The following is a 22,613-nucleotide window of genomic DNA, read 5'->3' as shown; positions in this document are numbered from 1 at the left end:
CCTTTCGCATCCCAACTTATTGATTGGTGATGGAATGATAATATGGCTTGCATTCCATTCATTCCGGCGTTCAATTCCATAATAATGGAACTCAAGGATCCCTTTTCCGGCGTGCCCGAATTCGTGGAAACCGTCCGCGCTGGCTCTTTTACCTCTGCCGGTGCCCAGCTGGGGCTGAGCGGTTCGGCTGTGGGCAAGAGCGTCAGCCGGCTGGAGGCACGGCTGGGAACGAAGCTGCTGCATCGCACTACCCGCCGCCTTTCGCTGACCCCGGAAGGACAGCGCTATTTTGACGGCTGGTCGTCGATCCTGTCGGATGTCGAGGGACTGGAAAGCTCGGTCATGGCGGATAGCGGTCAGGTTTCGGGAAGGCTCAACATCCATCTTCCCGCGGCCTTCGGACGCCGCCACGTGATGCCCGTCCTGATGCGCCTTGCCGAAAGACACCCGGCATTGGACCTTGCGGTGAGTTTCACCGAACGGCGTGCCAATCTGGTGGAGGATGGCATAGATCTCGTCGTGCGGATCGGAACGCTGACCAGTGATGCAGATCTGGTTGCGCGGCGGCTTGGTCGGCAACGCTTGGTGATCTGTGCCAGCCCAGCCTATCTTGCCGGCCACAAGGCACCCGAACGGTCCGCCGAGTTGATCGACCACGATTGCATCATCGGCAGCCGCCGCGATGGCGTGCCGCCCGGCTGGCTTTTACGCCAGAACGACGGAGAGATAACTTCGCAAGTCATCCATGCGCGGCACGAATTCAGCGATGGGGATGCCATGCTGCAGGCCACGCTAGCGGGGGCCGGACTGGCACAATTGCCGACATGGCTTGTCGCGAAAAGCCTGGCGTCAGGCGCCCTCGTTTCGGTGCTTGATGATGCGTCAGGTGCCGAAATGCCCATCCACGCGGTCTGGCCAAGATCCCTCTATATGAAGCCGGGGCAACGGGCCCTTATCGACCTGCTTGCCGCCGATGCTTCGCGTGATGGGTCACCCTATCGGCTTTGAATGGAAACGGAGTGCTTTCCGATCAGCTTGGCCAGCATGATGGAAGCCGCGGCGGAGAGGATCAGGATCATCGCGCTTCCCGCAAACCCGTAGACCAGATCGACTCCATCGAAGGCGATACCGCCGATCGTGAAGCCGCACGCTATGGCTATCTGGATCACGGCCACCATGAGCCCTCCGTCTGCCTTTGCATCGTCAGGGACAGTACGTAAGCCAGGTCTGCCCAACTTCTCTCGACCAGTTAATCATGTAGAATCTGAGTATCGTGACCAAGAGTACAACAGCGAGCGAGCTCACGATCAGTTATCTGCGCTCTGCCTATCCTCTGCACGTCATTAATTATGATGTCGTCACTTTTCTCTCGTGGGCATCGTCACGGCCAGCAATGACACGCGAACTCAGACAGACTTGAGTATGATGTCGAGCAATTGCGCGCGAAGACAGCACCAATTCGGCAAGTCTCGCATATCTGCCAGCTGCAAGGTCCGTTTGGCGCTCTCCAGTTTTCCCTTGCTCCCGATCCGACGAACGGCTGCCAGGACGTTAGCTGGCTCAATGTCCGTAACGGGCAAATTGCTAATCGAACTGTTGAGGACCGACAGCAGATACTCGCACCGCTTCGCGGTTGCCCGTCTCCAGGCGCGCGAGCCATCGCGCTTGCGCTTTTCGCAAAACTCCGCAGCGATTGAACCAAAGGTATTTTCGGCATTCAGCCTCGAACACGCCTTTTCACACTGCTTCTCGCCTCTGCTCTCGCGCCTTCTACGGGTCTCTGCCAGCCCTATTTCTGGATAGGTTCCGAGGCCCAGCTTCCTCTCGCCCCATCGACGCGATACTTCATTCGCCACAGTTTCCCGCCGCTTGGCTGCACCAAGAGGAAGAGCCCTAATGAGTCGCCCATTTTGTAGGCTTTCGCACTAGGTATAACTTTGCGAATTGAAACGTCTGTTAGCGCCATGATTTCAGAACTGCACCCGATGCGTGCCCCCCAGATTGTGGGCTACTCAAATTGGCGGAAATCTGCATGCCCCCCAAAATGGCCCTCAAATCAGCGAAACTTGGCGAGACCATGCGGCCAGATGCAGGACAATCGAACGCCAGAAAACCTCGGGTTTCCAAGGGCTTTATAGCGTTTCCGGGATGTTTTGGGAAGGTAGCGCTGGAGCGGGTGAAGGGAATCGAACCCTCGTCGTCAGCTTGGGAAGCTGCTGCTCTACCATTGAGCTACACCCGCATTGAATGACCTGCGTCATCGTCAGCCAAGTGTTTGGCAATAAGTTTTGCAAACGCTCAGCGAACCGGCGGCCTAGTGCCACCACGATCGCATCATCGTCAACATATCTTTTGCGAATACTGGCGGGCAGCACGCCAGGAATTTGCCGAGACGTTCCTGCCCCTCCCGCTTTTTCACATAACGGGAAAGCGGGAGGGGCGTCGGATCGCAGATCAGTCTGCCGAAGAGAGGTTTACGGCGCTTTCCTTGCCGTTGCGGCCCTGTTCGACTTCGTAATTGAGACGCTGATCCTTATCGAGCGTCTGCATACCGGCTGCCTGAACGGCAGTAATATGGACGAAGCTGTCAGCCGAACCGTCATCTGGCTGGATGAAGCCATAACCCTTGTCAGCGTTGAAAAATTTAACCGTGCCTATTTTGGCCATTGAATGTTCCTTTCGAGAACGAAGTAATTGTCTGCAGACTGAAGCCTGCGGGTCGTGCGTCTGGTCGTCCGATGAAAGGAAGTCGTCGTCCGGTTACGCCGGGCCCCCTTAATAAGGGCAGGCGGCGGTCATCAAAAGTCGAAGTCCGTCGCAAATTTCGACGTCAGCAACGCTCCCTTAGCATGATGAGCGCCATCTACCTAATCCTGACTTTCCAAATGATCTTTCGATACCGGCGGCCGAAAGAAAAATGGCGAGCAGTTCGTTCTTCAGGTTCATGCGATCAACAGTGCGCTGGCAAATCGCTGCGCCCTCCCATTATTCGATATAGAAGTATTTGCAAGGAAGCTTCAGATCCGGGCTTTCTGCCAATTCTGGTGGAATAGCTTTCACAGTGAACAGTCCGGATATGTACGTTTACATAATAAAAATGGAGAATCTGAATGGCAGATACGAATAGCACTCCGGCGAATCTGGAAGACATGATGAGCGCAGCCGGCGGGCCGCTCGAATTGCTTCGCGGCACGCATCTGGATGGGCGCATCAAAGCACCGATGAAGGTGACGGATCTGTTCCCGGGCATCCCCGCCGAATTCACAAACAGGCGAGCTGAAGCACGGTCATGACAAAATAGCTGTGCGTTGATCGAACAATCCTGCCATATGACAGAAATCCATTTGCGAGGATCGCAAATTGTTGAATTTCTTTCTGAAATTGCTGTCAATAAGTTTACCCCCCTATCCTGTCATGCGCGGTAAACAGCTTGTACTGGCAGGACATGACGGCTTCATGCTGGGCGATGCAGTGGCTTTCCGCGAAGCTGAAAATTTCTGCCGCATTGTCGGTGCGCTCCAGTCGGACGCGATTATGCGCAATGGTGAACGGGTGGGAATGTCTCGCTGGCTGGCCTTCTGCGCAAACGCCGATCACCTGCTGTCGATTTCACTGGTAAATGTCGAAGATGCGGAACCTGGCACCGAAGTGACGCTGCTATGGGGCGAACCCAATTCACCGCGGGCATCTGTCGAAAAGCATGAGGTGCATGAGATCAGGGCCACTGTTCAGCCAGCCCCCTATTTCGAAAAAGCCATCAAAACCGGAAAGCAATGAGTCGGTTTCTGCTTGTGCACAGCCAGTAAAATTTGCCCAAAACGGCAGGAGATGATCTTGCAACATAATATCATGTTTACCGGGGGTATTCCCGGCCAGTCGGCAGAGCAGGTCTTTGACCTGATCGCCGGTAGTGTAGGGAGCCGCGCAGGCTTTTTGCCGGACGGTGAAGTTACGCCAAGGCGCAGGGGATGGATCGATGCAATCAACAATCAGGTTCTTGCCCCAGCCCCCTGCTTTGAACCCAGGGAATCATTCCTGAAGGGACCCGGTTTCAGATGCCGATCCCCGGGGCCCATAATGTCATCGTTATATCGTTCCCCGACACCGATTCCTAGCCAGTCCTTATCAAGTCCTGGCAAGAAGCCTTGCAAGAAGAATACCGGCGAATGCTGGAAGTGATACCAGCGCAAGATCTGTGCATTCAGATCGATTACTGCAACGAAATGGTTCATATCGGCGGCACAGGAGCCAAGATCTATCCATGGGTTCGGGACGCTCCTTATGAAGAGCTGTTCAAGCTGTATACTTCACCCGATTACATTCTCGGCCACCTGAAAGGTCTGCCTGAGGAAGTGACAATCGGTTTCCATATTTGTTGCGGAACAAAGCCGTCTTATCCAGTGCACCCACTCGATACGATCCGGTTTCCTGTCGATCTGGCCAATGCAATTCAGAAATCATCGGGCGGCCTGATCGATTATTTCCACCTCCCGGCCATGGAGAATTCGGACGAAGACTATTTTGCGCCTCTTACCGATCTCGATATCGGCAAGGCGAAAATTTTTATCGGTCTCGAATGCAATGACGGGATTGAAAAAATGGATAAGCGCATGGCCGATGCGCACCGCTTCCTGCCGGACTTCGGCGTGGCACATTATTGTGGCTATTACTGGAACGAAGAAATCATGCCCGAGCTTCTGACTACCCTGGTTGAAGGTGCCGACCACCTCGAAAATGGGCAGGTTTGAATAACAGGATGCCGCGGCGTTTCCCGCATAAGCGGGAGCACTGCGGCATCTGGCGGTGGAGTACTGACTGACATTTGCTTGCCGCCATTACCTCCATACAGCACCCGCCACACAGAATGGCGGGTGTGTTTTATCAGATCACGAATTTCGAGAAGGTTTCCGGCGCGAACATCTCTTCTACAGTAAGTTGCCGTGGGGAAAGGCCCTGTTCGTGATGATAGCGGGTGAATGTCTCAATAACATGGCGGTTACGCTCGACCCCATAGGGCCACCAATCCTGCCCCATAGCGTCTATCGTTTCTTCAACCATCGCGATCTGCCAGGGCAGCATGGTCTTGAGCGATGCAGACACTTTCAACTGCTCATAGGTCAGCCTCTGCGCTTCTGTGAACGCTTTGTAGAGTGCCTGCGCGATCCAGCGATTTTGCTCATAAATTTCCCGGCTAATGGCCACGACGTGCATGATGGGGAAAATTCCGGTTTTGCTGAAATAGGCTTTCTCCACGTCTACGAAGTCAGGAAACAGGCGGCGCACCTTGTCTGGTTCGCTATAGAAAGTAGACGGTGCCCGTGCAGTATGCAGCGCATCGATTTCTCCATCGGCAAGCATCCGCGCCAGCGTTTGCGTCGCGCCGATCGGTTCGACCCTGAAACGATCCGGCAAATCGAGCTTCAGCTTTTCTTCACGCCCCGGTGTCTCCTCCCCTCCGGTCACATAGGTGACCGACGACGGATCGATACCATATTCGTCTTGCAGAATGCCGCGAATCCAGACCGGTGCGGTCATCTGATATTCGGGCACACCGACCCGCTTGCCTACGAGGTCCTGCGGTTTTTCAATGCCGCTTTTTGTCGACACGAAAATGCAGGAATGACGAAAAAAACGCGACGGAAACACCGGGATAGCGATAAAAGGAGGATCCTCCCTCCCCAGCGTAACACAATAAGACGACATGGAGAGCTCCGCGACATCGAATTCGCGGTTCCGCAACATGCGAAAGAAGGTTTCCTCGACATCCAGCGCCTGAAAGTTGAGGTCAATACCGTCCGGCCTCACCAGACCAGTCTGCAGAGCTTCGGTACGATCATATCCCCAGCAGGCGAGCGAAAGATTCAGGCGGGTCATCAGGTCAGCTTCTCCGTTTCTTCTTGAATGATGAGATGCGGGTCAATTTCGGCGCCGACTTCGCTCGATCGGGCAAGCGCTGCGCAACAGGCCATCGTGTCCAGCCCCCAGCGCCCGTCATGCACCGCCCGGTGCGGGTCGGACAAAGCCTCGGCAAATTCCTCAATCACCGAGGCTCGCGGGAGTGCGGGTGGCGCGACCTCAACAGTTTCGCGTATTTTGTCGGAAAAGACCTCTATACCGGTGGGCAGAACCTTGAGGTCGGCATGCTCGCAACTGACCAGCAAAAAGCCGAAATGCTCGTGATGAGGCGGTTGCGAAGCTGGAACCTGTCCCGGCACGCCATAGGTCCGCGACAGTTTGGCCCGTATTTCCTTTTCTCCCGAGAGCGCAGTCAGCGCCTTACGCGCCTCACCATAACGCGATGAATCTTTTTTCTGACCGAGTTCGGAAATCCAGCCGACCAGTTCATCACTGTCATAATGAGCATAGCCGCTATAAGTCAGCGATGCAGCGGCACCGCCCTTGAATGTCATCAGGGCGGTATAGGCGCCAGCGCTGGGCCGAGCTTTGTCCCAGTTGCCTGTAACAGCACGAACAGATGCAACCGGCTGGCCTATAATACGGCGCACGACATCGATCTGATGCGCGGCCTGACTGTATACCACCCCGCCCCCTTTCTGGTCATCCAGTTCCTCAGGGCGACGCGGTCTGTACATGAAATCCGTAAAGTTGAAGGTAGTGACCTGCCGAACCGGACCATAGCGTCCGGACGCGACCAGATCAGCCGCCACCCGTACAGGTTCATCAAACCCATGGCTGGGACCGACCATGAGCAGTTGACCCGCTTTCTCCGCCGCCTGAGCCATACGCGCGCAATCGCTCACCGTTGTCGCCATAGGCTTTTCGACCAGAACATGCCGGCCCGCGCGTAAAGCCGCTATAGCCTGTTCAGCATGGGCCCCATGGGGCGTTGCGATATAAACCGCTTCCACCTTGGGATCGGTCAGCAGAGACTCGAGTGTTTTATGGCCGCGCCCGCCAAATTCCTCGGCAAACTGCGCCAATGCTTCGGGACGCAGATCGAAAGCACCCACCAGCCGGACCAGCGGATGTGAACGCAGCGCAGGAAGAGTCAGCATGAAGCCGCGGCCAAGGCCGACAATTCCCAGATTGACACTTTTCATATCTCTTGCCTCTCCAGCCCACCGGTTACCGATGGGTATTTTCTCTTGCAATGCACTCTACTTCTATATAGAAGTAATGACAACCCGCCTCAAGCTGACAGATCGAGGAAACGTCCTCATCCGGCTTGAAGTCAGGTCATTCATCTATCTTGTCGATTATTAGAGAGGCTGACGATGACACCCGAGCAAAACGATCTTTTATGTCGCGTGGAAGGCGACGCCCCCATGGGTCAGCTCATGCGGCAGCACTGGATTCCCGCATGCATGAGCGAAGAAGTGGCAGAACCCGACTGCACACCGCTCCGCGTACGGCTGCTGGGCGAAAACATGGTAGTGTTTCGCGACAGCGAAGGCCGCGTAGGCGCCCTTGACGAACTTTGTCCGCACCGTCGTGCATCGCTGGTTTTCGGCAGAAACGAAGAATGCGGTTTACGTTGCCTGTATCACGGGTGGAAATTCGACGTGAACGGCAATGTCCTCGACATGTCGTCCGAACCCGAAGATTCAGCTCTGCGCAAGAAAATGAAAACCCGGGCTTTCCCGGTGACTGAAGCGGCAGGATTTATCTGGGTGTGGATGGGAGATCCCGATAATGTCGGTGAATTCAACGCGCCGAACTGGTCCTCCGCGCCCGATGAAAAAATATCGATCATGAAGATTCATGCAGCCTGTAACTGGGCGCAGATTCTCGAAGGAGCAATCGACTCGTCTCATAGCTCCAGTCTGCATTCAACCAATATGCCCACAGCAGACGACGTCAGTGGCTCGACGGCAACGGACACTGCCTGGTTGCGCCCATCGGCCGACAAATCACCCCGTATCGAGGTCGAGAAGACCTCGTTCGGCTTCCGCTATGCCGCGATCCGCAAGCCGATCCGCGATGCGGATAAACAGGATTATGTCCGCACATCGCTGTTCATTGCACCCTTCACGGCGATCATTCCATCCAACGATCAATATCATCTCAGCCAGCTGCTGATCCCGATCGACGACGAAAACACCTTCTTCTACTGGATTGCATGGCATCCTGAGAAAGGCATCAGCCGTGATGCCTGGCGGAAATTCTGCGGTGCCGAAATCGGCAAGGACGTAGAGCCTGTGACCTTCAGGAAGATGCGCAATTACGAAAACAACTATCTTCAGGATCGCGAAGCCATGAAAGCTGGTGATTTCACCGGAATTTACGGCATACCATGCCAGGATATGGCAATGTGGGAATCGATGGGCCGAATTGCCGATCGCAGCGAAGATCATCTGGGATCGAGCGACAAGGCCATCTTCACTTTCCGAACTCAAATGTATCGAGCCGCACAGGCCGTGCAAAAAGGCGAGCCCGCTATCGGCACGACGGAACCCAGCATCCCTCAGGCAAATCTGATGACTTTTCAGGGTATGATTCCTAAGGGTGAAGACTGGCGCGAATATAACATTTCCGATGAGGAAAGAGCGCTGCGCGCAAAGAGCAAAACCGGAAAAAGCCAGAAGGTCACCGCGTGACAGTTCCGGATGGTCGCTCGAATGATGGCATTGCAGGCCTGGATTCCGACCAGCTCCGTCGGTTTGTAGCAGATGTCCTAGCAGAGGATCTGGGCCGTGACGGCGATGTTACCAGCGTCGTCACGGTTCCAGCCGATGCCCGGCTCACTGCTGCAATAACAACCCGCGAAGCTGTCACTCTGGCCGGTGTCGCGCTGGCTGAAGCCTTTTTCCGCCATCTCGATCCGCAGGTGCAGATCGAGCGGCTAGAACAAGATGGCAGCAAGCTGAAAGCTGGTACTCCTATCCTTCGTCTGAAAGGGCTGGGTCGCCCTATGCTTTCTGCGGAACGCTCAGCACTGAACAGCTTGCAGCACCTGACGGGCATCGCCACACTCACGCGGCAATATGTGGATGCTATCGAAGGAACAGGGTGTGTTTTGCTCGACACACGTAAGACCATTCCCGGTTTGCGCGTGCTGGAGAAATACGCTGCCCGGACCGGGGGGGCACATAACCACCGCATGCGGCTCGATGACGGTATTCTGATCAAGGATAATCATATCGCCATCTGCGGCGGCATCACTGAAGCTGTTCGCTCCGCCAGCACGGCAAAAACAGGCCTGCAGATTCAAGTCGAAGTGGATCGGACAGACCAGATCGAGCCAGCTCTGGATGCCGGGGCCGAGCGGTTGCTCTGCGATAATATGTCTCCCACCCTGCTTCGCAAGGCTGTACAACTCGTTGCCGGGCGCGTTCCGATAGAAGCATCGGGCGGGGTAAGACTGGATACAATCCGAGCTATAGCTGAAACGGGCGTCAATTTCGTTTCTGTAGGGCGCATCACCCAAAGTGCCCCTGCGGCCGATATTGGCCTGGATTATTCCTGAAACCGATATGATCCCTTGCCGGACCACTCAGGCGATGCAAAAACGACCAGTGAGAACCGGGATATAAGCTGTTCGCAAATCTTGCCGGACAAAGCCGGGAAAATGATGTTGGGAGAGACGCTGTGAAAATGCATGCTGAGGCATTGATGAAAATACGACAAAGCTGTTGGGACACACCGAACCAAAAGGCCTTCCCGTCGGGATAAAACATACGCCGTCAACACGTTGGATCGTCATATGGAAGCCAGATCATGGAACTGGCCGAATACTCTCTCGATCCACTGATACAGATGGCAGAAGCTGACAATCAGTAGCCCTTGTATTTTTGCCGCACCTGAGCGGCCATCAGGCTCACAGCACAGCAACGATAAATGGACGAATAAGGAAAACAGTGTGGGAGAAGTCATTGTCACGACCCGTGAGGGCGAGGAACATCGGTTGGAGCTGCATCCTGGCTGGACGCTGATGGAAACGATCCGCGATGCGGGAATAGACGAATTGCTGGCGCTGTGCGGCGGCTGCTGTTCCTGCGCAACCTGCCATGTGCATGTCGATCCCGCCTTTGCTGAACGGCTCCCGCCCATGGGAGAGGATGAAGACGATCTGCTCGACAGTTCGGAGGATCGCGATACCGATTCCCGCCTGTCCTGCCAGATAGAGCTGAACGATAATCTGGACGGGCTCAGCGTCAGAATTGCCGAGGAGGATTAGAGCAATGCAGACATTCGATATCGTGATTGTTGGCTCAGGTCATGGCGGTGCGCAGGCCGCCATCGCATTGCGCCAGAACGGCTTTGAAGGGTCGATCGCCATGATCAGCCGGGACTCGCTACCGCCCTATGAGCGTCCGCCTCTGTCGAAGGAATATCTCGCGCGGGACAAGACTTTCGAACGCATCATGATCCGCCCCGCGGAATTCTGGGCGAACAAGCAAGTCGAACTGTTGCTGGAAACCGAAGTGGTCGCGCTGGACCCCACCGAGCAACGCCTGACGCTCGGCAATGGAAATACGCTGGGTTATGGCGATCTGATCTGGTCGGCCGGAGGGAGCCCGCGCCGCCTGACCTGTGCAGGTGCTGAACTTGCCGGAGTGCATGCAGTGCGCGACAAGGCTGATATCGATCGGATCATGACCGAACTCGATGCCGGGGCCAACCGTGTGGCGGTGATCGGCGGAGGTTATATCGGGCTGGAGGCTGCCGCCGGCCTGACTAAGCTGGGCTGCAAGGTCACGCTTCTCGAAGCGCTGGATCGGGTTCTGGCCAGGGTTGCGGGAGAGGATCTGTCGCGCTTTTTTGAAGCCGAACATCGCGCCCATGGGGTAGATTTACGGCTTGATACTATGGTCGATTGTGTGGAAGGCGATGGTCATAAGGTCCGCGCTGTCAAGCTGGCCGGTGGCGAGATCTTGCCGTGCGACATGGTGATTGTCGGGATCGGAATCACACCGTCGGTCGAGCCGCTGATGCAAGCCGGAGCACGGATATCCAACGGTGTGGAAGTGGATGAATATTGCCGCACCAGTCTGCCGCATGTCTATGCCATCGGCGATTGCGCCGCACATCGCAATATCTATGCGGATCATGACCGGGTCCGCCTGGAAAGCGTGCAAAATGCAACCGATATGGCTACGAGCTGCGCAAAAGCGATTTGCGGCACGGAAGCTCCTTACCGGGCGACCCCGTGGTTTTGGTCCAACCAGTATGATCTGAAACTGCAGACTGTCGGCCTGTCACGCGGTTATGACACGACAGTGCTGCGCGGTGACCCCGCTACACGCAGCTTCTCGGTTATTTATCTGCGCGACGGAAAAGTCATCGCGCTCGACTGCGTCAATGCCATGAAGGACTATGTACAAGGCCGTAAACTCGTCGAAAAAAGCGCCTGTCTTCCAACAGACCGGCTCGCAGACACGTCCGCCCCTCTCAAAACATTGCTGACCGAAACTGCTTAGCGCGCATTTATCGATATCCCGAAAGAGGCCGGGCAGTTCGCACTGTCCGGCCTCTTGCTATATAGATCTTCAGCTGGTCGTTTCAGTCTCCGACTGGCGCAACTCATTGCGCTGGATCTTACCTGTCACTGTTTTAGGTAAATCTTCCATGATCTCGACAAGGCGCGGCGCTTTGTAGCTCGCCAGCCGTGCGCGGCAATGCGTGACCAGATCGTCAGACGTTACTTTCACATTCGCCTTAAGCGACACATAAGCTTTTACAGTTTCCCCGCGATAGGCATCAGGCGCACCAACAACGGCAGCTTCGCGGATTGCAGGATGGGCATAAAGCACATCTTCCACTTCACGCGGCCAGACCTTGAAGCCTGAAGCGATAATCACATCCTTCTTACGGTCGACCAGATAGAACCAGCCCGCCTCATCCATCACCGCAATATCCCCGGTTCGCAACCAGCCATCGACCAGCGTTTCGGCTGTCTGTTCGGGCTTGTTCCAGTAGCGCAGCATCACTTGCGGGCCCTTCACGCACAACTCCCCCGCAACACCAGGCGGAACCGTATTGCCATCTTCATCGATCACTTTCGCATCGGTATCAAAAACAGGCACGCCGATCGCCAGCGCGCCCGATTCTGGATCGACCGGCGCTTCTACGCCCAGCGGGCACAGATGCGTTGCGGATGTCGACTCGGTCATTCCGAAGCTCGTATAAATCAGTTTACCCAGCCGCTCAAAAAATTCGCTGCGCACCGAGGGCGGAATAGGTGCACCACCAGAATAGATGCTCTCGAAACTGGCAAAATCTTCCCGTGTGATATCCGGCAAATTCATCAGCGCGATCAGCGCGGTAATGGCTCCGATCGTATATGTCGGTCGCGTTGCTCGGATCGCATCAAGGATGGAATAGGGCTCGAACCTGTAATTCAGCACAATCGACCCGCCCTGCGCAAAAGCGGTAGCGATATGACAGACTACACCGGTAATATGAAACAGGGGCGCAATGGCAAGGATCCGGACACTGTTATCCAGTGCACACCATTTGCAAAAGAGCGCTCCATTGATAGCCATAGCCGAATGCGGCAGCAAAGCCCCTTTGGGTTTGCCCGTTGTGCCCGATGTGTAGAGCAATAAACCCGGTGCATCGCCTGCAGGCAGGAAATCGGGAACGACCTGCCCTGCCCCTTCTTCCAGCGCCTCTGCAAAACCGGTCTGCCCTTCCGGGGTCGGGCAGACAGGCGGCAAGACCCGTTCATCGTCGCGCGACTGGAAATTTCTCGGGTCGCAAATAATCAGTTTCGGCGAAATCTCCGCCACTTTTGCTGCAGCCAGAATATTATCGCAATTATCGGCATAGCAAAAAATGAAACGCGGAGCGCAATCCCCGAACAGACCGTTGAGTTCGGTCGAACGATACATCGGATTCATTGGAACAGGCAGTGCGCCCACTTTCCAAACCGCCAGCAGGCCAATCACGAATTGTGGATCATTTTGCAGGATCAGTGCGACGCGGTCCTCAAACGCAATTCCCTTTTTTAGCAACCAGCTCGCCAAAGCATCGCTGGCCGAATCCAGATCGCGATAGGTCAGGCTGTGATCGAAATAAGTTACGGCGACTGCATCGGGGGCAGTCGTCAGCGCCTTTCGGAATAACTCCAGCACACTGTCTGGCCGCGGCTGCGTCTCGTCAGCCAACTTTGTGTAAAGGGAAAGCCAGGGCCTGTTCGGAAAGGCATCGCTCATCTTGCATTGTCCCGCTTCAATCCGGTGTCGTGTCGCCACCTTGGGTTTGCAGTTTCATCACGGATGACGTGACTGCGAATGGAAGAGGTAAGGAAATCGAGACCGTATGAATCCGGGATTTCAAAAGAAAAGACGAACGTAACACAGACTTTTTCAAGCCCGACCCGTTCCTCCTTTCTGCGGCCGCCCTTATCAAGGGATATGCAAACGCCCGGCCTTTTCAGACATGTCCCGCTTTCCTCTCTCTATAATGATTATGTTCTCATTTTTGCGTCACGCCCCCTGCTTCAAACAGGGTTCATGACGATACAGATGTTATGATATCGTCTGATATTATGTCAATATTTCTTAGATTAATTGTCCTACGTTTTTAAACGATAAGTACGCACAGATACTGCAATGTGTCGCTTTTTCACGAGAATTTTGTGGAGTGCGCACCCGAAGTACAAAGATGCGATTCACCGTATTTTACATATCGTAGGACGATATAGGCCTATCTTGTGCGGGCCGAAGAGAAAAGGTCACACCCATTCTCTCCGTCCCGCCCTAATTCTCTTACCGGCCCGTCCAGCGCGGTGCCCGCTTCTCGATGAAGGCCAGCGGCCCTTCCTTAAAATCTTCGGTAAGCCTCAGCCGCTCCTGCGCTTCGTAGCTAAGCTCAGCCAGCTCAGGCTCAGAAAGATCATAAGCCTGCTTGATAATGGCCAAGCTTTCCCCGACGGCCAGCGGTGCATTGCCGGCAATCTTCTCAGCAATTTCGAGTGCTGCGGCCACTGTCTCACCCGCAGGCACAACACGATTGACCATACCGAATTCAGCTGCACGCTCCGACGAAAGACGATCCGCCGTTACAATCATTTCAATCGCAATTGCACGCGGCAACACACGCGGCAGACGGTAAAGCCCGCCAGCACCAGCAGCGAGACCGCGCATTACTTCAGGCAAGCCAAATGCACCGCCTTCAGAAGCCACGATCATATCACAGGCCAGCGCCAGTTCGCAGCCACCCGCCAGAGCCAGCCCTTCCACCGCTGCGATCCATGGCTTGGTTCTCCTAGCATAGACCAGCCCGGCAAAACCCGAACCAGGACGCATCAGCCGGTCCAGATTACCGGCATTGACTTCCTTGAGATCGGCACCGGCAGAAAACACCTTTCCGCCGGCTCCGGTCAGGATCACAGCCCGAATATCCCTGTCCGCCTCCACGGTTTCGACAATCGCCTCTATGCCCTCTGCCACATCGCCATTCACTGCATTGCGCGCTTCGGGACGATTGATCGTGACAAGCGCAATATGCGGCCCCTTACGCTCGAACAGTACCGGTTCCGACTTCACTCCACTCATCCCAATTTCCTTTAGAATATTTCAAACAGGCCGGCAGCACCCATGCCGCCGCCTACACACATAGTCACAACACCGTATCGCGCGCCACGTCGTTCACCTTCAAGCAATACATGACCAATCATTCGCGCCCCGCTCATCCCATAAGGATGGCCGACCGCTATCGCGCCGCCCGACACGTTGAGCCGGTCATCAGGAATGCCGAGCTTGTCCCGGCAGTAGAGCACCTGGCTGGCAAAGGCTTCGTTCAGTTCCCAGATACCGATATCATCGATCCCAAGGCCATGCGCCGTCAGCAATTTAGGAATAGCGAAAACAGGACCAATCCCCATTTCATCAGGATCGCAACCCGCCACAGCCATGCCGCGATAAGCCCCCAGAGGCGAAAGGTTACGACGCTCGGCTTCGGCCCGCTCCATCAGCACCAGCGCAGCGGCACCGTCTGAAAGCTGCGAGGCATTGCCCGCCGTCACACTTTGTCCGGCATCGAGCTGTTGCCCGCCAGCGAAGGCGGGACGCAGTCGGGTAAGGTCTGCCAGTGTGGTTTGCGGGCGTGGCCCTTCATCCACCTCCAAAGTCACCGTCTCATGATATGGCTCTCCGCCATCTCTTGGGACGACCAGTTTGCGAGTCTCCAGCGGCACAATTTCCTGATCGAAAATTCCACCGGCAACGGCCGCCGCAGTGCGCTGCTGCGATTGCAGAGCGTATGCATCCTGTTGTTCACGGGTAACGCCATAACGCAGAGCAACGAGTTCTGCAGTTTCCAGCATCGACATATACAGTTCGGGTCGATTCGCCAGAATCCATTCATCCTGCGTACGATGCGCGTTCATATGCTCGTTCTGAACCAGCGAGATAGATTCTACACCGCCCGTAACGACGATATTCTGTGCATCGCAAATAATCTGCTTCGCACCGATGGCAGTGGCCATCAGGCCTGACGAACATTGGCGATCGACACTCATGCCAGCCACCGAAGCCGGTAATCCTGCACGAATGGCTCCTTGTCGGGCAACATTGAAGCCGGTGCTCCCCTGCTGCAAGGCACAGCCCAAGACAACATCGGCCACTTCTGCCCCATCGATCCCGGCGCGGGACACCGCGTGGCGGATGGCATGGCCGGCCAGCTCGGGGGCGGATGTATCATTGAAAGCGCCGCGATAAGCCTTGCCTATCGGCGTGCGCGCCAGTGAAACGATTACGGCTTCACGTGTCATTCTTATCCTTTCAGGCAGTAGCGGCGCGAGCGATATCCCATCCGATCGCCGCAAGGGGAGCGGCCTTGCGGCCCACTGTTTCGGCATCCGTCGCACTGGCCTGCCCGCTCTGGGCCCGGCTCCAGACACCCTGCAAAATCGCCGCTACACGGAACAGGCTGAAGGCGAGATAGAAGTTCCAGCAAGGGATATCACTGCGACCGCTACGCTGGAGATAAAGCCGGAGATAATCTTCTTCCCGAGGAATTCCCATGCGCTTGAAGTCCAGCCCGGCAAGGCCACGAAAAAGATCGGGCGGAATGCGCCAGACCATCATATGATAGGCAAGGTCGGCAAGCGGGTCGCCAAGCGTTGACAATTCCCAATCCAGCAACGCAATAACACGCGGCTCCGTCGGATGCAGGATCATATTATCGATCCGCAGATCGCCATGAAAGATACGCCCCGACTGTTCGGGCGGAAGGTTGGCCGGCAGCCATTCGATCAGCCGCTCCATCGCTTCAATATGTTCGCCTTCGCTCGCACGATATTGCTTCGTCCAGGTCGCAATCTGACGCTGCACAAAGTTTTCACTACGACCGAAATCCGCCAGGCCGACATCAGACGGATCAACCCGATGGAGATCGACCACAGCCTGATTAATATTGTCGAAAATCGCGGCCCGCTCATCAGCCGATAGATCAGGCATTGTCTGATCGTAAAAGATCCGCCCCTCGACAAACTCCATGAGATAGAACGCCGCCCCCATAACCTGCGTGTCCTCGCATAAGGCATAGACCTTCGGCGTTGGCACGGGGCTACCCTGTAGAGCCTGCAATACGCGAAATTCGCGCTCAATCGCATGCGCCTTGGGCAAAAGAGGCCCCAAAGGCTTGCGGCGCAAAATATAGTGACCCGAAGGAGATGACAGGCGGAATGTTGGATTGGACTGCCCAAAACCGCATTTGCTGAGCATGGCCGGGCCGCGATAACCTTCGACCTCAGCCTCCAGCCAGCGCTCCAGTTCGGCCGGAGCAACCTCTCGGGCCGAGGCGCTATTCGCGTCTTCCATTCTCATCCGCTCCATCATTTTATGCCTTATAACGTCCTACGATCAATATCGCTTTATTTTCGCCTTTCAAGGTCAGTCTTATGCTTTTTTCCAGTATTTCGTTCAGAAGATCTGTCATTTTCCAAACAAAATACTGGTGTCAGAGAATGTTGCTGTTGCAGATTCGCTGCCCCGATTGTAGGGCAATATCAAAATTGGAGGCAATATGTTGAACGCGACACAGCGAACCGAACGACTGGCAGGGCAGCTCGAATCTTTCATGGCCGAGCATATCTATCCCAATGAGCGGGAATTCCTGCTTGAAGCGGATCGGCTGGGGCCATGGGCGATTTATCCGACAATCGAGCGGCTCAAACCGATCGCGCGCGAGGCCGGTCTGTGGAACCTGTTTCTGCCGGCCGAGGAAACGCCGGACGGCCTCACCAATTTCGAATATGCGCCTTTGTGTGAAATCATGGGCCGCAGTTTTCTGGCACCTGAAGTTTTCAATTGCTCCGCTCCCGACAGCGGCAATATGGAAACGATCCTGCGCTACGGCACGGAGGAACAGAAGGAGCGCTGGCTCACTCCGCTTCTTAATGGTGAGATCCGCTCCGCCTTTGCCATGACAGAACCTATGCAGGCTTCCTCCGATGCAACCCAGATTGCCAGCGAGATCGAAGCCGATGGCGACGATTACGTTATCAACGGGCGCAAATGGTACACTACCAACTCCACCCATCCCAACTGCGAGATCATCATCTTTATGGGTCGGGTCAAACCCGAAGTGGAAGACCCTTATCGGCGGCAATCCATGATCCTTATCCCCCGCGACACCCCCGGAGTCCGGGTTATTCGCGCTTTGCCGGTCTTTGGATTTTATGGCGTCCCCGACCGCGCTTCGGAAGTGCTCTTCGAAAATGTCCGCGTACCCAAGGAGAATATTCTGCTGGGCGAAGGACGCGGCTTCGAAATTGCACAAGGACGACTGGGCCCAGGTCGTATTCATCATTGCATGCGTCTGATCGGTCTGGCCGAACGCGTACTCGAACGAATGTGCCGTCGTGCGCAGCTTCGCAAGCCCTTCGGCCAGCCATTGGCGGAACAGAGCGTAACGAGAGAGCGAATCGCCCAGTCGCGGGCGCTCATCGATCAGGCCCGATTGCTGACATTGCAGGCTGCTTCTATGATGGATACGGTCGGCAACAAAGCAGCCCGGCAGCAGATCGCCCTTATCAAAGTGGTGGCACCATCCATGGCTCAACAGGTTATCGACTGGGCCATCCAGCTATTCGGTGGCGGCGGCACCAATGGTGATCATTTCCTGTCAATGGCGCTTGCCAATGCGCGCGTTTTGCGGCTGGCGGACGGCCCCGATGAGGTGCATCGCAATCAGATCGCCAAGCTGGAAATGCGCCGTTACCGGGACACCTCACCTGACGAGACCGGCGGCTGGGCCGATGTCCTGACACTCGAGCAGGCCGAACAGAGCGCCAGCGAAGGACGCTGGCCAAAGCCGGCAGATTTTCCGGCCTGACCGAAAGGCAATTCCAGCATGGCAGAACATATCGCCATGCCCGAACTCTCCATTTCATACACAAGGAACCAAATCATGACCAAAAAGGTCGGAGTTGTCGGCGCCGGATTGATGGGCAGCGAAATTGCTCTGGTCTTTGCGCTGGCGGGACATGAAGTACTGCTCAACGACCGCGACCAGTCCAGTCTCGATCGCGCATTGGCCAGATTGAAAGGGTTGATGGAAAAAGGCGTGCCGCGCAGCTTCTTTACGGAGGATCAGATCGAGCCAACGCTGTCCCGTATCACCCCCGCGCTGGAACTGGACAGTTTCGCTGATCGTGAAATCGTGACCGAAGCAGTCTTCGAACAGGAACAGCTCAAGACCGAACTACTGAGTCAGCTCGATTCCATCGTCAGCGCTGATTGTCTGATCGCTTCCAACACATCGACCATCCCGATCGGCACTCTGGCTGCAGCCATTGCGCCCGAACGCCGTAACCGTTTTCTCGGTACGCATTATTTTTCGCCTGTGTCGCACATGAAGCTGGTGGAAGTCATCCCCGGCTTTGACACGTCAGACGCGACCATGACCCAAATCATGGCGCTCATGAGCGATATCGGGAAGACTCCCATTGCAGTGAAGGATGTGCCCGGTTTCGCTGTCAACCGCATGCTGCACGCTTTCATTATCGAAGCCGTGCGGCTGGTTGAAGAAGGCGTCGCCTCGCCTGAAGATCTCGACACGGCATGCCGCCTCGGCCTCGGCCATCCGATCGGCCCTTTCGCGCTCATGGATGCTGTGACATCGAGCCTTTGCGTGCAGGCGCAGGAGATCATGCAGGACGCCTATGGCGAACGTTTCCGGCCGCCGCCGCTGCTCAAACAGCGCGTACGCGGGGGATATCCCGGCGGAAAAGGCAAGCCGGGCTGGCTTCCCTCCTCCTGAATCATCTCATCCTCTTTCCCGGCCTCCCTCTCCTGACATATTGGGGCCGGGAAAGACCCTCGCCGGGCAGCACAATAAGCGCAAGCTTCTTCCGCTCCGACGTCACTATTGAAAAGTGACCCCGGTCATCCGCGCAAAACTGGCAAGAATCGTCTCCTGAAAGACTTCGTCTTCGACCTTAGGATCGGGCCTCAAACGCCGCATATGATGCCAGTAACCACCGCTCACTTTCGCGTCTTCCTCATCGGATATCGCCAACCAGCATTGCGTGACATGCGCCTGCTGCAAATCATCCGAAGCGGAACGCCCGCCCATCTTCGTGGGCACCCATCCGGGATCGACATTATTGCACAGCGTTTCAGGCCAGTGGCGCGCCAGGGCTGCAGATAATGCCGATACGAGCAATTTGCTTTCGCCATAGGCATTGCTGCCCGACCAGGAGCGCTGCTTCCATTCCATGTCGCCCAACACAGCATCATGGCCGAAATGCATACTGCTGCCCGTGAAAATCAGACGAGCCGGCCGGGCCACCAGAATGCTCAACATATAGGGCGCCAATGCGTTAACCATCAGCACGCGTAGCAAACCGTCCCCGGTTATTTCCCTGCTTCCATCCATCAGCCCGGCATTATGAATAATGGCATCCATTTGCCCGATATCATTGATCTGCTCTGCCAGCATGCGTGTCTCGGCAAGGCTGGCCAGATCGCCCGTCACAACGCCTGATGCCCGATCCGCTATATCGGCCAGCGTTTCGGCACGGTCAACATTGCGCGCATGCAAAACCACCTCATGCCCCTGTGCGATCAGCGCTTGCGCCGCATTGCGACCTACCCCATCGGTCGATCCGGTGACCAAAATACGCGCCATACCGTCCTCCATCGAAATAATCGTTCATATTCTTGATGGGAACTCGCGAGGTTTTCCGCAATGATACGCTGCCTGTTGCGCTGGCCGACAAATATAAGCAAAAGTCAGAGCTCTTGTATGAATGAGCGAACACGTCCATTATGAAAGTCGTATGACAAGCGCTGCACAAAAACCTGTTTTGACCGACACGCCATCCAGCTCTGCCGATGCAGATCAGCCAGAAGCCAGCCGTAAGACACTGGATAAGCTCAGCCCGCGTGACCGGGTCATCAGCGATGTTGTGCGCGGACTATATAATGGACGTTTCGAACCTGGGCAGCGGCTGGTCGAATCCCAGCTAACACAGGATTACGGAATCAGTCGCGGCCCTGTGCGGGAAGCACTCAACCGGCTGGCGGCAATGGGGCTGGTCGATCTGATGCCTAAACGCGGCGCCCAGATCCGGATCATGAGCCTTGATGAGGCGATCGATAGTCTGATCGTCGTTCAAGGACTGGTCGGCATCGCCGCAAAACTGGCCGCCGAACGCCATAAAAATGCCGGTGGAGCGCAGCGTTTACAGGCCGCCGTCACCGATATCATGCAGTTCGACACCACCTCATCGACCGCCGGTTACGCTATCGCCCGCGATTCCTTCTACGGCGCATTGATCGCCCTTGCGGCCAATGATGCTTTGTCGAGCGCTCTTTCCCGGATTCACATACACCTCATCCGGGTCGAATTTCGTTCTATCCTGCGTTCGGTCGATCAGAGGCGGCATAGCGATTATGTTAAAATTGCCGAAGCCGTGGCGGCTGGCGATGCGCGGCGCGCCGAACGCGCGGCGCGCACACATATCGGCCGCTCCATTGCTGCTCTGGAAGACTTCCGGGAAGACAAAAACGGCAGCTGATTCTGTTTCTTCAGCTGCTGTACCGGACACTATTCGATAACGTCTGGCACCCGTTCCTGCTTTTCAAAAGCCGTGGCCAGATTGTCCGACATCCGGCTCAGAACGGACAGGCACAAATCAACATCGGCCTGATCGATTCCTTCCTGCGCCACACGGTTGATATAAGCAGGGTAATGCATGAGTTCGGCTTCCAGTGCCCGTCCGTGCTCAGTCAGGCTAATACAGAATTTACGCCGGTCATCCTTATCGCGCTCCCGCGTCACCAGCCCTTCCTTAACCATGGTGTTAATATTGAAGCAGTGGTATTTTCAGCAACATTGGTCATATCGCTGAGATATTTCTGGCTCACACCGTCCTGAAGCCACAGAATACGCAGATAATACCAGAAGCCTGTCTTCAGATTGTGATGCGCAAGATAAAAGTTCAACAGGCGATCGAACCGCCTGTGGCATTTACGCACCTGATATCCTGCACTGAGTTTCGGCTCCAGATGACTGGGTTTGACTGGCAAAGATAACGCTCCTCAACATGTGGCGGAGCCGCGCTCCCCGATTAGCCCGCTAAACTATCGTTATCTGTGGCGAAAACCAATGGGGAACCTTCATCAGACCACAAACGGGGATGAAACGCATCAATGACAAATTAAATGGGCCGATCCGTTGCGAATGCATCCGTAAGGCGCCTTCGCAACGGATCGGCCGCGGACAGGGTTCGCCTATTTGATGACGAGAGGATTCACCGGCGCCCCTGTCCCTTGAACAACTTTGAGTGGTCCGGCCGTGTAGAGAAAATCCCATTGCCCGTCCTCGGCGCAATCGTCCGCCAGCTTGTCGAGCAGTAGAATTTCGGCGAGCGTAATCCCGAGATTGCGCATCAGTGCCAGATGGAGCGGCAACAGCACCCCCGTTTCCGGCTCGAATGTCACTTCATTGGCAATCGTATCGGTACACAGATTGGGAATTTCCATATCGGCAAACCACTGCACCAGTTCAGGGCTGTAGGTCAGGCCGGGCTCAAGAAAATCCTTATAAAACTCTTCGGCCGGCGTGTAATAAAAAGAGCCAATCCAGCCGGTGCGGATGAGAAGAATGTCGCGCTTGCGAATTTCCACACCCTGCGCTTCGGCCGCCTCGAGTACATCCTTGTGGGTAAAGGTTTCCCCCCGCCCAAGGACTTTCTTGCCGCGATGGCGAGCCATATCGATCAACACACCGCGCCCGGCAATCCCTCTTTCGGCAAGTGCGCAAACCGATGCTTTTTTCAGCCCCCCGGCAGTGGTTTCCGCCGAATAGCCGTTCCATATCTGCTCATCATACCAGACATGGCCGAGCGCATCATATTGCGTGCTGCCCTGAAGCATCATGATAATCATGTCATCGGCATCTTCGAGACCACCGGGATAATTCTTGCCGGCACCGGCCATAAAATCGCCGCGGTCACGTATGTTGTAGCGCTGGGAGGCCGGGCGCCCCGGCCAGATCGGGTCGCCTTCGGGCCGTCCGATCTGTACTGCCAGCGTGAAACTCTTACCCGATCGGATGCAATCCTTACCCGCAAGAACCTGATCAGGCGTCAGGTAATTAAGACTGCCGACCTCGTCATCAGCCCCCCATTTGCCCCAATTGCTGGGCGCCTCCTTGAGCAGTTCACGAGCATGAGGCATTTCTCCTCCTTTGCA

General features: G+C 55.7%; 25 protein-coding genes and 1 tRNA gene. 11 read left to right on the top strand and 15 right to left on the bottom strand.

What is annotated here, in order from left to right; genetic code table 11:
• The first annotated feature begins 42 nt into the window (after positions 1–42).
• Positions 43–1,008: a LysR family transcriptional regulator gene (locus D6851_RS07095; RefSeq protein WP_210210336.1), complete on the top strand. Its 966-nt coding sequence runs from the start codon at positions 43–45 to the stop codon at positions 1,006–1,008.
• Here the strand turns inward: D6851_RS07095 and D6851_RS07090 are convergent.
• From D6851_RS07090 to D6851_RS07075, 5 genes are all read right to left on the bottom strand, one after another.
• A complete protein-coding gene (locus D6851_RS07090) occupies positions 996–1,178 on the bottom strand; it encodes a hypothetical protein (protein WP_120324189.1) in 183 nt (60 codons plus the stop codon). The genes D6851_RS07095 and D6851_RS07090 overlap by 13 nt on opposite strands.
• 228 nt (positions 1,179–1,406) lie before the next feature.
• Positions 1,407–1,856 carry a phage integrase central domain-containing protein gene (locus tag D6851_RS18355; protein ID WP_420797100.1) on the bottom strand — a complete coding sequence of 150 codons (450 nt, stop codon included), beginning with the start codon at positions 1,854–1,856 and terminating at the stop codon, positions 1,407–1,409.
• On the bottom strand, positions 1,790–1,966 hold the full coding sequence (locus D6851_RS18020) for an Arm DNA-binding domain-containing protein (protein WP_420797099.1): 177 nt from the start codon (positions 1,964–1,966) through the stop codon (positions 1,790–1,792). Before D6851_RS18020 ends, D6851_RS18355 begins: the two co-directional genes overlap by 67 nt.
• 202 nt (positions 1,967–2,168) lie before the next feature.
• A tRNA-Gly gene (locus D6851_RS07080) sits at positions 2,169–2,242 on the bottom strand.
• A gap of 212 nt (positions 2,243–2,454) precedes the next feature.
• Complete coding sequence (locus D6851_RS07075) at positions 2,455–2,667, bottom strand: cold-shock protein (RefSeq protein WP_120324188.1); 213 nt, start codon at positions 2,665–2,667, stop codon at positions 2,455–2,457.
• 443 nt (positions 2,668–3,110) lie between these two features.
• On the opposite strand from D6851_RS07075, the gene D6851_RS07070 reads away from it, so the two are divergent.
• The 3 genes from D6851_RS07070 (at position 3,111) to D6851_RS07060 (ending at position 4,748) form a co-directional block, all read left to right on the top strand.
• Positions 3,111–3,293, top strand: a complete 183-nt coding sequence (locus D6851_RS07070; RefSeq protein ID WP_120324187.1) for a hypothetical protein — start codon at positions 3,111–3,113, stop codon at positions 3,291–3,293.
• A gap of 67 nt (positions 3,294–3,360) precedes the next feature.
• Positions 3,361–3,777, top strand: a complete 417-nt coding sequence (locus D6851_RS07065; RefSeq protein WP_147395441.1) for a hypothetical protein — start codon at positions 3,361–3,363, stop codon at positions 3,775–3,777.
• Positions 3,778–4,166: 389 nt separating this feature from the next.
• Entirely contained in the window at positions 4,167–4,748 is a 582-nt protein-coding gene (locus D6851_RS07060; RefSeq protein WP_120324185.1) for a hypothetical protein, read from the top strand.
• Positions 4,749–4,881: 133 nt separating this feature from the next.
• Here D6851_RS07060 and D6851_RS07055 read toward each other — a convergent pair whose 3' ends face one another.
• Together D6851_RS07055 and D6851_RS07050 are read right to left on the bottom strand one after the other, a co-directional pair.
• Entirely contained in the window at positions 4,882–5,874 is a 993-nt protein-coding gene (locus tag D6851_RS07055; RefSeq protein ID WP_120324184.1) for an ABC transporter substrate-binding protein, read from the bottom strand.
• Entirely contained in the window at positions 5,874–7,061 is a 1,188-nt protein-coding gene (locus D6851_RS07050; RefSeq protein ID WP_120324183.1) for a Gfo/Idh/MocA family protein, read from the bottom strand. Before D6851_RS07050 ends, D6851_RS07055 begins: the two co-directional genes overlap by 1 nt.
• A gap of 174 nt (positions 7,062–7,235) precedes the next feature.
• Here D6851_RS07050 and D6851_RS07045 point away from each other — a divergent pair, with 174 nt between their 5' ends.
• From D6851_RS07045 to D6851_RS07030, 4 genes are all read left to right on the top strand, one after another.
• Positions 7,236–8,558: a Rieske 2Fe-2S domain-containing protein gene (locus D6851_RS07045; protein WP_120324182.1), complete on the top strand. Its 1,323-nt coding sequence runs from the start codon at positions 7,236–7,238 to the stop codon at positions 8,556–8,558.
• Complete coding sequence (gene nadC / locus D6851_RS07040; RefSeq protein WP_420797098.1) at positions 8,555–9,427, top strand: carboxylating nicotinate-nucleotide diphosphorylase; 873 nt, start codon at positions 8,555–8,557, stop codon at positions 9,425–9,427. The genes D6851_RS07045 and nadC overlap by 4 nt, the downstream gene beginning before the upstream one ends.
• 393 nt (positions 9,428–9,820) lie before the next feature.
• A complete protein-coding gene (locus D6851_RS07035; RefSeq protein ID WP_120324181.1) occupies positions 9,821–10,138 on the top strand; it encodes a 2Fe-2S iron-sulfur cluster-binding protein in 318 nt (105 codons plus the stop codon).
• A gap of 4 nt (positions 10,139–10,142) precedes the next feature.
• Positions 10,143–11,381, top strand: coding sequence for an NAD(P)/FAD-dependent oxidoreductase (locus D6851_RS07030; protein WP_120324180.1), 1,239 nt, complete (start codon positions 10,143–10,145; stop codon positions 11,379–11,381).
• Between the two features lie 69 nt (positions 11,382–11,450).
• On the opposite strand, the gene D6851_RS07025 is transcribed toward D6851_RS07030, so the two are convergent.
• The 4 genes from D6851_RS07025 to D6851_RS07010 form a co-directional block, all read right to left on the bottom strand.
• On the bottom strand, positions 11,451–13,118 hold the full coding sequence (locus D6851_RS07025) for a class I adenylate-forming enzyme family protein (RefSeq protein WP_120324179.1): 1,668 nt from the start codon (positions 13,116–13,118) through the stop codon (positions 11,451–11,453).
• Between the two features lie 555 nt (positions 13,119–13,673).
• The gene (locus D6851_RS07020) at positions 13,674–14,462 is read right to left on the bottom strand and encodes an enoyl-CoA hydratase-related protein (protein WP_120324178.1); all 789 of its coding nucleotides are present in this window, start codon (positions 14,460–14,462) and stop codon (positions 13,674–13,676) included.
• A gap of 11 nt (positions 14,463–14,473) precedes the next feature.
• Entirely contained in the window at positions 14,474–15,679 is a 1,206-nt protein-coding gene (locus tag D6851_RS07015) for an acetyl-CoA C-acyltransferase (RefSeq protein ID WP_120324177.1), read from the bottom strand.
• 10 nt (positions 15,680–15,689) lie between these two features.
• Positions 15,690–16,730 carry a phosphotransferase family protein gene (locus D6851_RS07010; protein ID WP_120324432.1) on the bottom strand — a complete coding sequence of 347 codons (1,041 nt, stop codon included), beginning with the start codon at positions 16,728–16,730 and terminating at the stop codon, positions 15,690–15,692.
• Positions 16,731–16,935: 205 nt separating this feature from the next.
• Here D6851_RS07010 and D6851_RS07005 point away from each other — a divergent pair, with 205 nt between their 5' ends.
• Both D6851_RS07005 and D6851_RS07000 read left to right on the top strand, forming a co-directional pair.
• Entirely contained in the window at positions 16,936–18,246 is a 1,311-nt protein-coding gene (locus D6851_RS07005; protein ID WP_120324176.1) for an acyl-CoA dehydrogenase family protein, read from the top strand.
• A gap of 75 nt (positions 18,247–18,321) precedes the next feature.
• Positions 18,322–19,173: a 3-hydroxyacyl-CoA dehydrogenase family protein gene (locus D6851_RS07000; protein WP_120324431.1), complete on the top strand. Its 852-nt coding sequence runs from the start codon at positions 18,322–18,324 to the stop codon at positions 19,171–19,173.
• A 105-nt stretch (positions 19,174–19,278) separates the two neighbouring features.
• Here the strand turns inward: D6851_RS07000 and D6851_RS06995 are convergent, their stop codons facing one another.
• Positions 19,279–20,043 (bottom strand): SDR family NAD(P)-dependent oxidoreductase, encoded by a 765-nt coding sequence (locus D6851_RS06995; RefSeq protein WP_120324175.1) that lies wholly within the window; start codon positions 20,041–20,043, stop codon positions 19,279–19,281.
• 121 nt (positions 20,044–20,164) lie between these two features.
• Between D6851_RS06995 and D6851_RS06990 the strand changes: the two genes are divergently transcribed.
• Positions 20,165–20,935, top strand: a complete 771-nt coding sequence (locus D6851_RS06990) for a GntR family transcriptional regulator (RefSeq protein ID WP_120324174.1) — start codon at positions 20,165–20,167, stop codon at positions 20,933–20,935.
• Positions 20,936–20,964: 29 nt separating this feature from the next.
• Here D6851_RS06990 and D6851_RS18015 read toward each other — a convergent pair whose 3' ends face one another.
• From D6851_RS18015 to D6851_RS06980, 3 genes are all read right to left on the bottom strand, one after another.
• Entirely contained in the window at positions 20,965–21,198 is a 234-nt protein-coding gene (locus D6851_RS18015) for a helix-turn-helix domain-containing protein (protein WP_238473980.1), read from the bottom strand.
• Complete coding sequence (locus D6851_RS18010) at positions 21,195–21,446, bottom strand: hypothetical protein (RefSeq protein WP_238473979.1); 252 nt, start codon at positions 21,444–21,446, stop codon at positions 21,195–21,197. Before D6851_RS18010 ends, D6851_RS18015 begins: the two co-directional genes overlap by 4 nt.
• Before the next feature lie 204 nt (positions 21,447–21,650).
• Positions 21,651–22,598 (bottom strand): cyclase family protein, encoded by a 948-nt coding sequence (locus D6851_RS06980; protein WP_210210335.1) that lies wholly within the window; start codon positions 22,596–22,598, stop codon positions 21,651–21,653.
• Between the last annotated feature and the right edge of the window lie 15 nt (positions 22,599–22,613).

Origin of the sequence: Altericroceibacterium spongiae, assembly GCF_003610805.1 — a bacterium.
In the GTDB taxonomy this organism is placed as follows: Bacteria; Pseudomonadota; Alphaproteobacteria; order Sphingomonadales; family Sphingomonadaceae; genus Altericroceibacterium; species Altericroceibacterium spongiae.
The sequence above is the reverse complement of the archived record's forward strand: the minus strand, read 5'-3'. Positions and strand labels throughout refer to the sequence as shown.

Excerpts from the sequence above, each read along its gene's own strand:
- D6851_RS07015 (WP_120324177.1), bottom strand. The coding sequence starts at position 15,679 with ATGACACGTGAAGCCGTAATCGTTTCACTGGCGCGCACGCCGATAGGC.
- D6851_RS07090 (WP_120324189.1), bottom strand. The coding sequence starts at position 1,178 with ATGGTGGCCGTGATCCAGATAGCCATAGCGTGCGGCTTCACGATCGGC.
- D6851_RS06995 (WP_120324175.1), bottom strand. The coding sequence starts at position 20,043 with ATGGCGCGTATTTTGGTCACCGGATCGACCGATGGGGTAGGTCGCAAT.
- D6851_RS07070 (WP_120324187.1), top strand. The coding sequence starts at position 3,111 with ATGGCAGATACGAATAGCACTCCGGCGAATCTGGAAGACATGATGAGC.
- D6851_RS07020 (WP_120324178.1), bottom strand. The coding sequence starts at position 14,462 with ATGAGTGGAGTGAAGTCGGAACCGGTACTGTTCGAGCGTAAGGGGCCG.
- D6851_RS07030 (WP_120324180.1), top strand. The coding sequence starts at position 10,143 with ATGCAGACATTCGATATCGTGATTGTTGGCTCAGGTCATGGCGGTGCG.
- D6851_RS07010 (WP_120324432.1), bottom strand. The coding sequence starts at position 16,730 with ATGGAAGACGCGAATAGCGCCTCGGCCCGAGAGGTTGCTCCGGCCGAA.
- D6851_RS07055 (WP_120324184.1), bottom strand. The coding sequence starts at position 5,874 with ATGACCCGCCTGAATCTTTCGCTCGCCTGCTGGGGATATGATCGTACC.
- D6851_RS18020 (WP_420797099.1), bottom strand. The coding sequence starts at position 1,966 with ATGGCGCTAACAGACGTTTCAATTCGCAAAGTTATACCTAGTGCGAAA.
- D6851_RS06990 (WP_120324174.1), top strand. The coding sequence starts at position 20,165 with ATGAGCGAACACGTCCATTATGAAAGTCGTATGACAAGCGCTGCACAA.
- D6851_RS07045 (WP_120324182.1), top strand. The coding sequence starts at position 7,236 with ATGACACCCGAGCAAAACGATCTTTTATGTCGCGTGGAAGGCGACGCC.
- D6851_RS07060 (WP_120324185.1), top strand. The coding sequence starts at position 4,167 with ATGCTGGAAGTGATACCAGCGCAAGATCTGTGCATTCAGATCGATTAC.
- D6851_RS07095 (WP_210210336.1), top strand. The coding sequence starts at position 43 with ATGGCTTGCATTCCATTCATTCCGGCGTTCAATTCCATAATAATGGAA.
- D6851_RS07000 (WP_120324431.1), top strand. The coding sequence starts at position 18,322 with ATGACCAAAAAGGTCGGAGTTGTCGGCGCCGGATTGATGGGCAGCGAA.
- D6851_RS07025 (WP_120324179.1), bottom strand. The coding sequence starts at position 13,118 with ATGAGCGATGCCTTTCCGAACAGGCCCTGGCTTTCCCTTTACACAAAG.
- D6851_RS07050 (WP_120324183.1), bottom strand. The coding sequence starts at position 7,061 with ATGAAAAGTGTCAATCTGGGAATTGTCGGCCTTGGCCGCGGCTTCATG.
- D6851_RS07005 (WP_120324176.1), top strand. The coding sequence starts at position 16,936 with ATGTTGAACGCGACACAGCGAACCGAACGACTGGCAGGGCAGCTCGAA.
- D6851_RS07075 (WP_120324188.1), bottom strand. The coding sequence starts at position 2,667 with ATGGCCAAAATAGGCACGGTTAAATTTTTCAACGCTGACAAGGGTTAT.
- D6851_RS06980 (WP_210210335.1), bottom strand. The coding sequence starts at position 22,598 with ATGCCTCATGCTCGTGAACTGCTCAAGGAGGCGCCCAGCAATTGGGGC.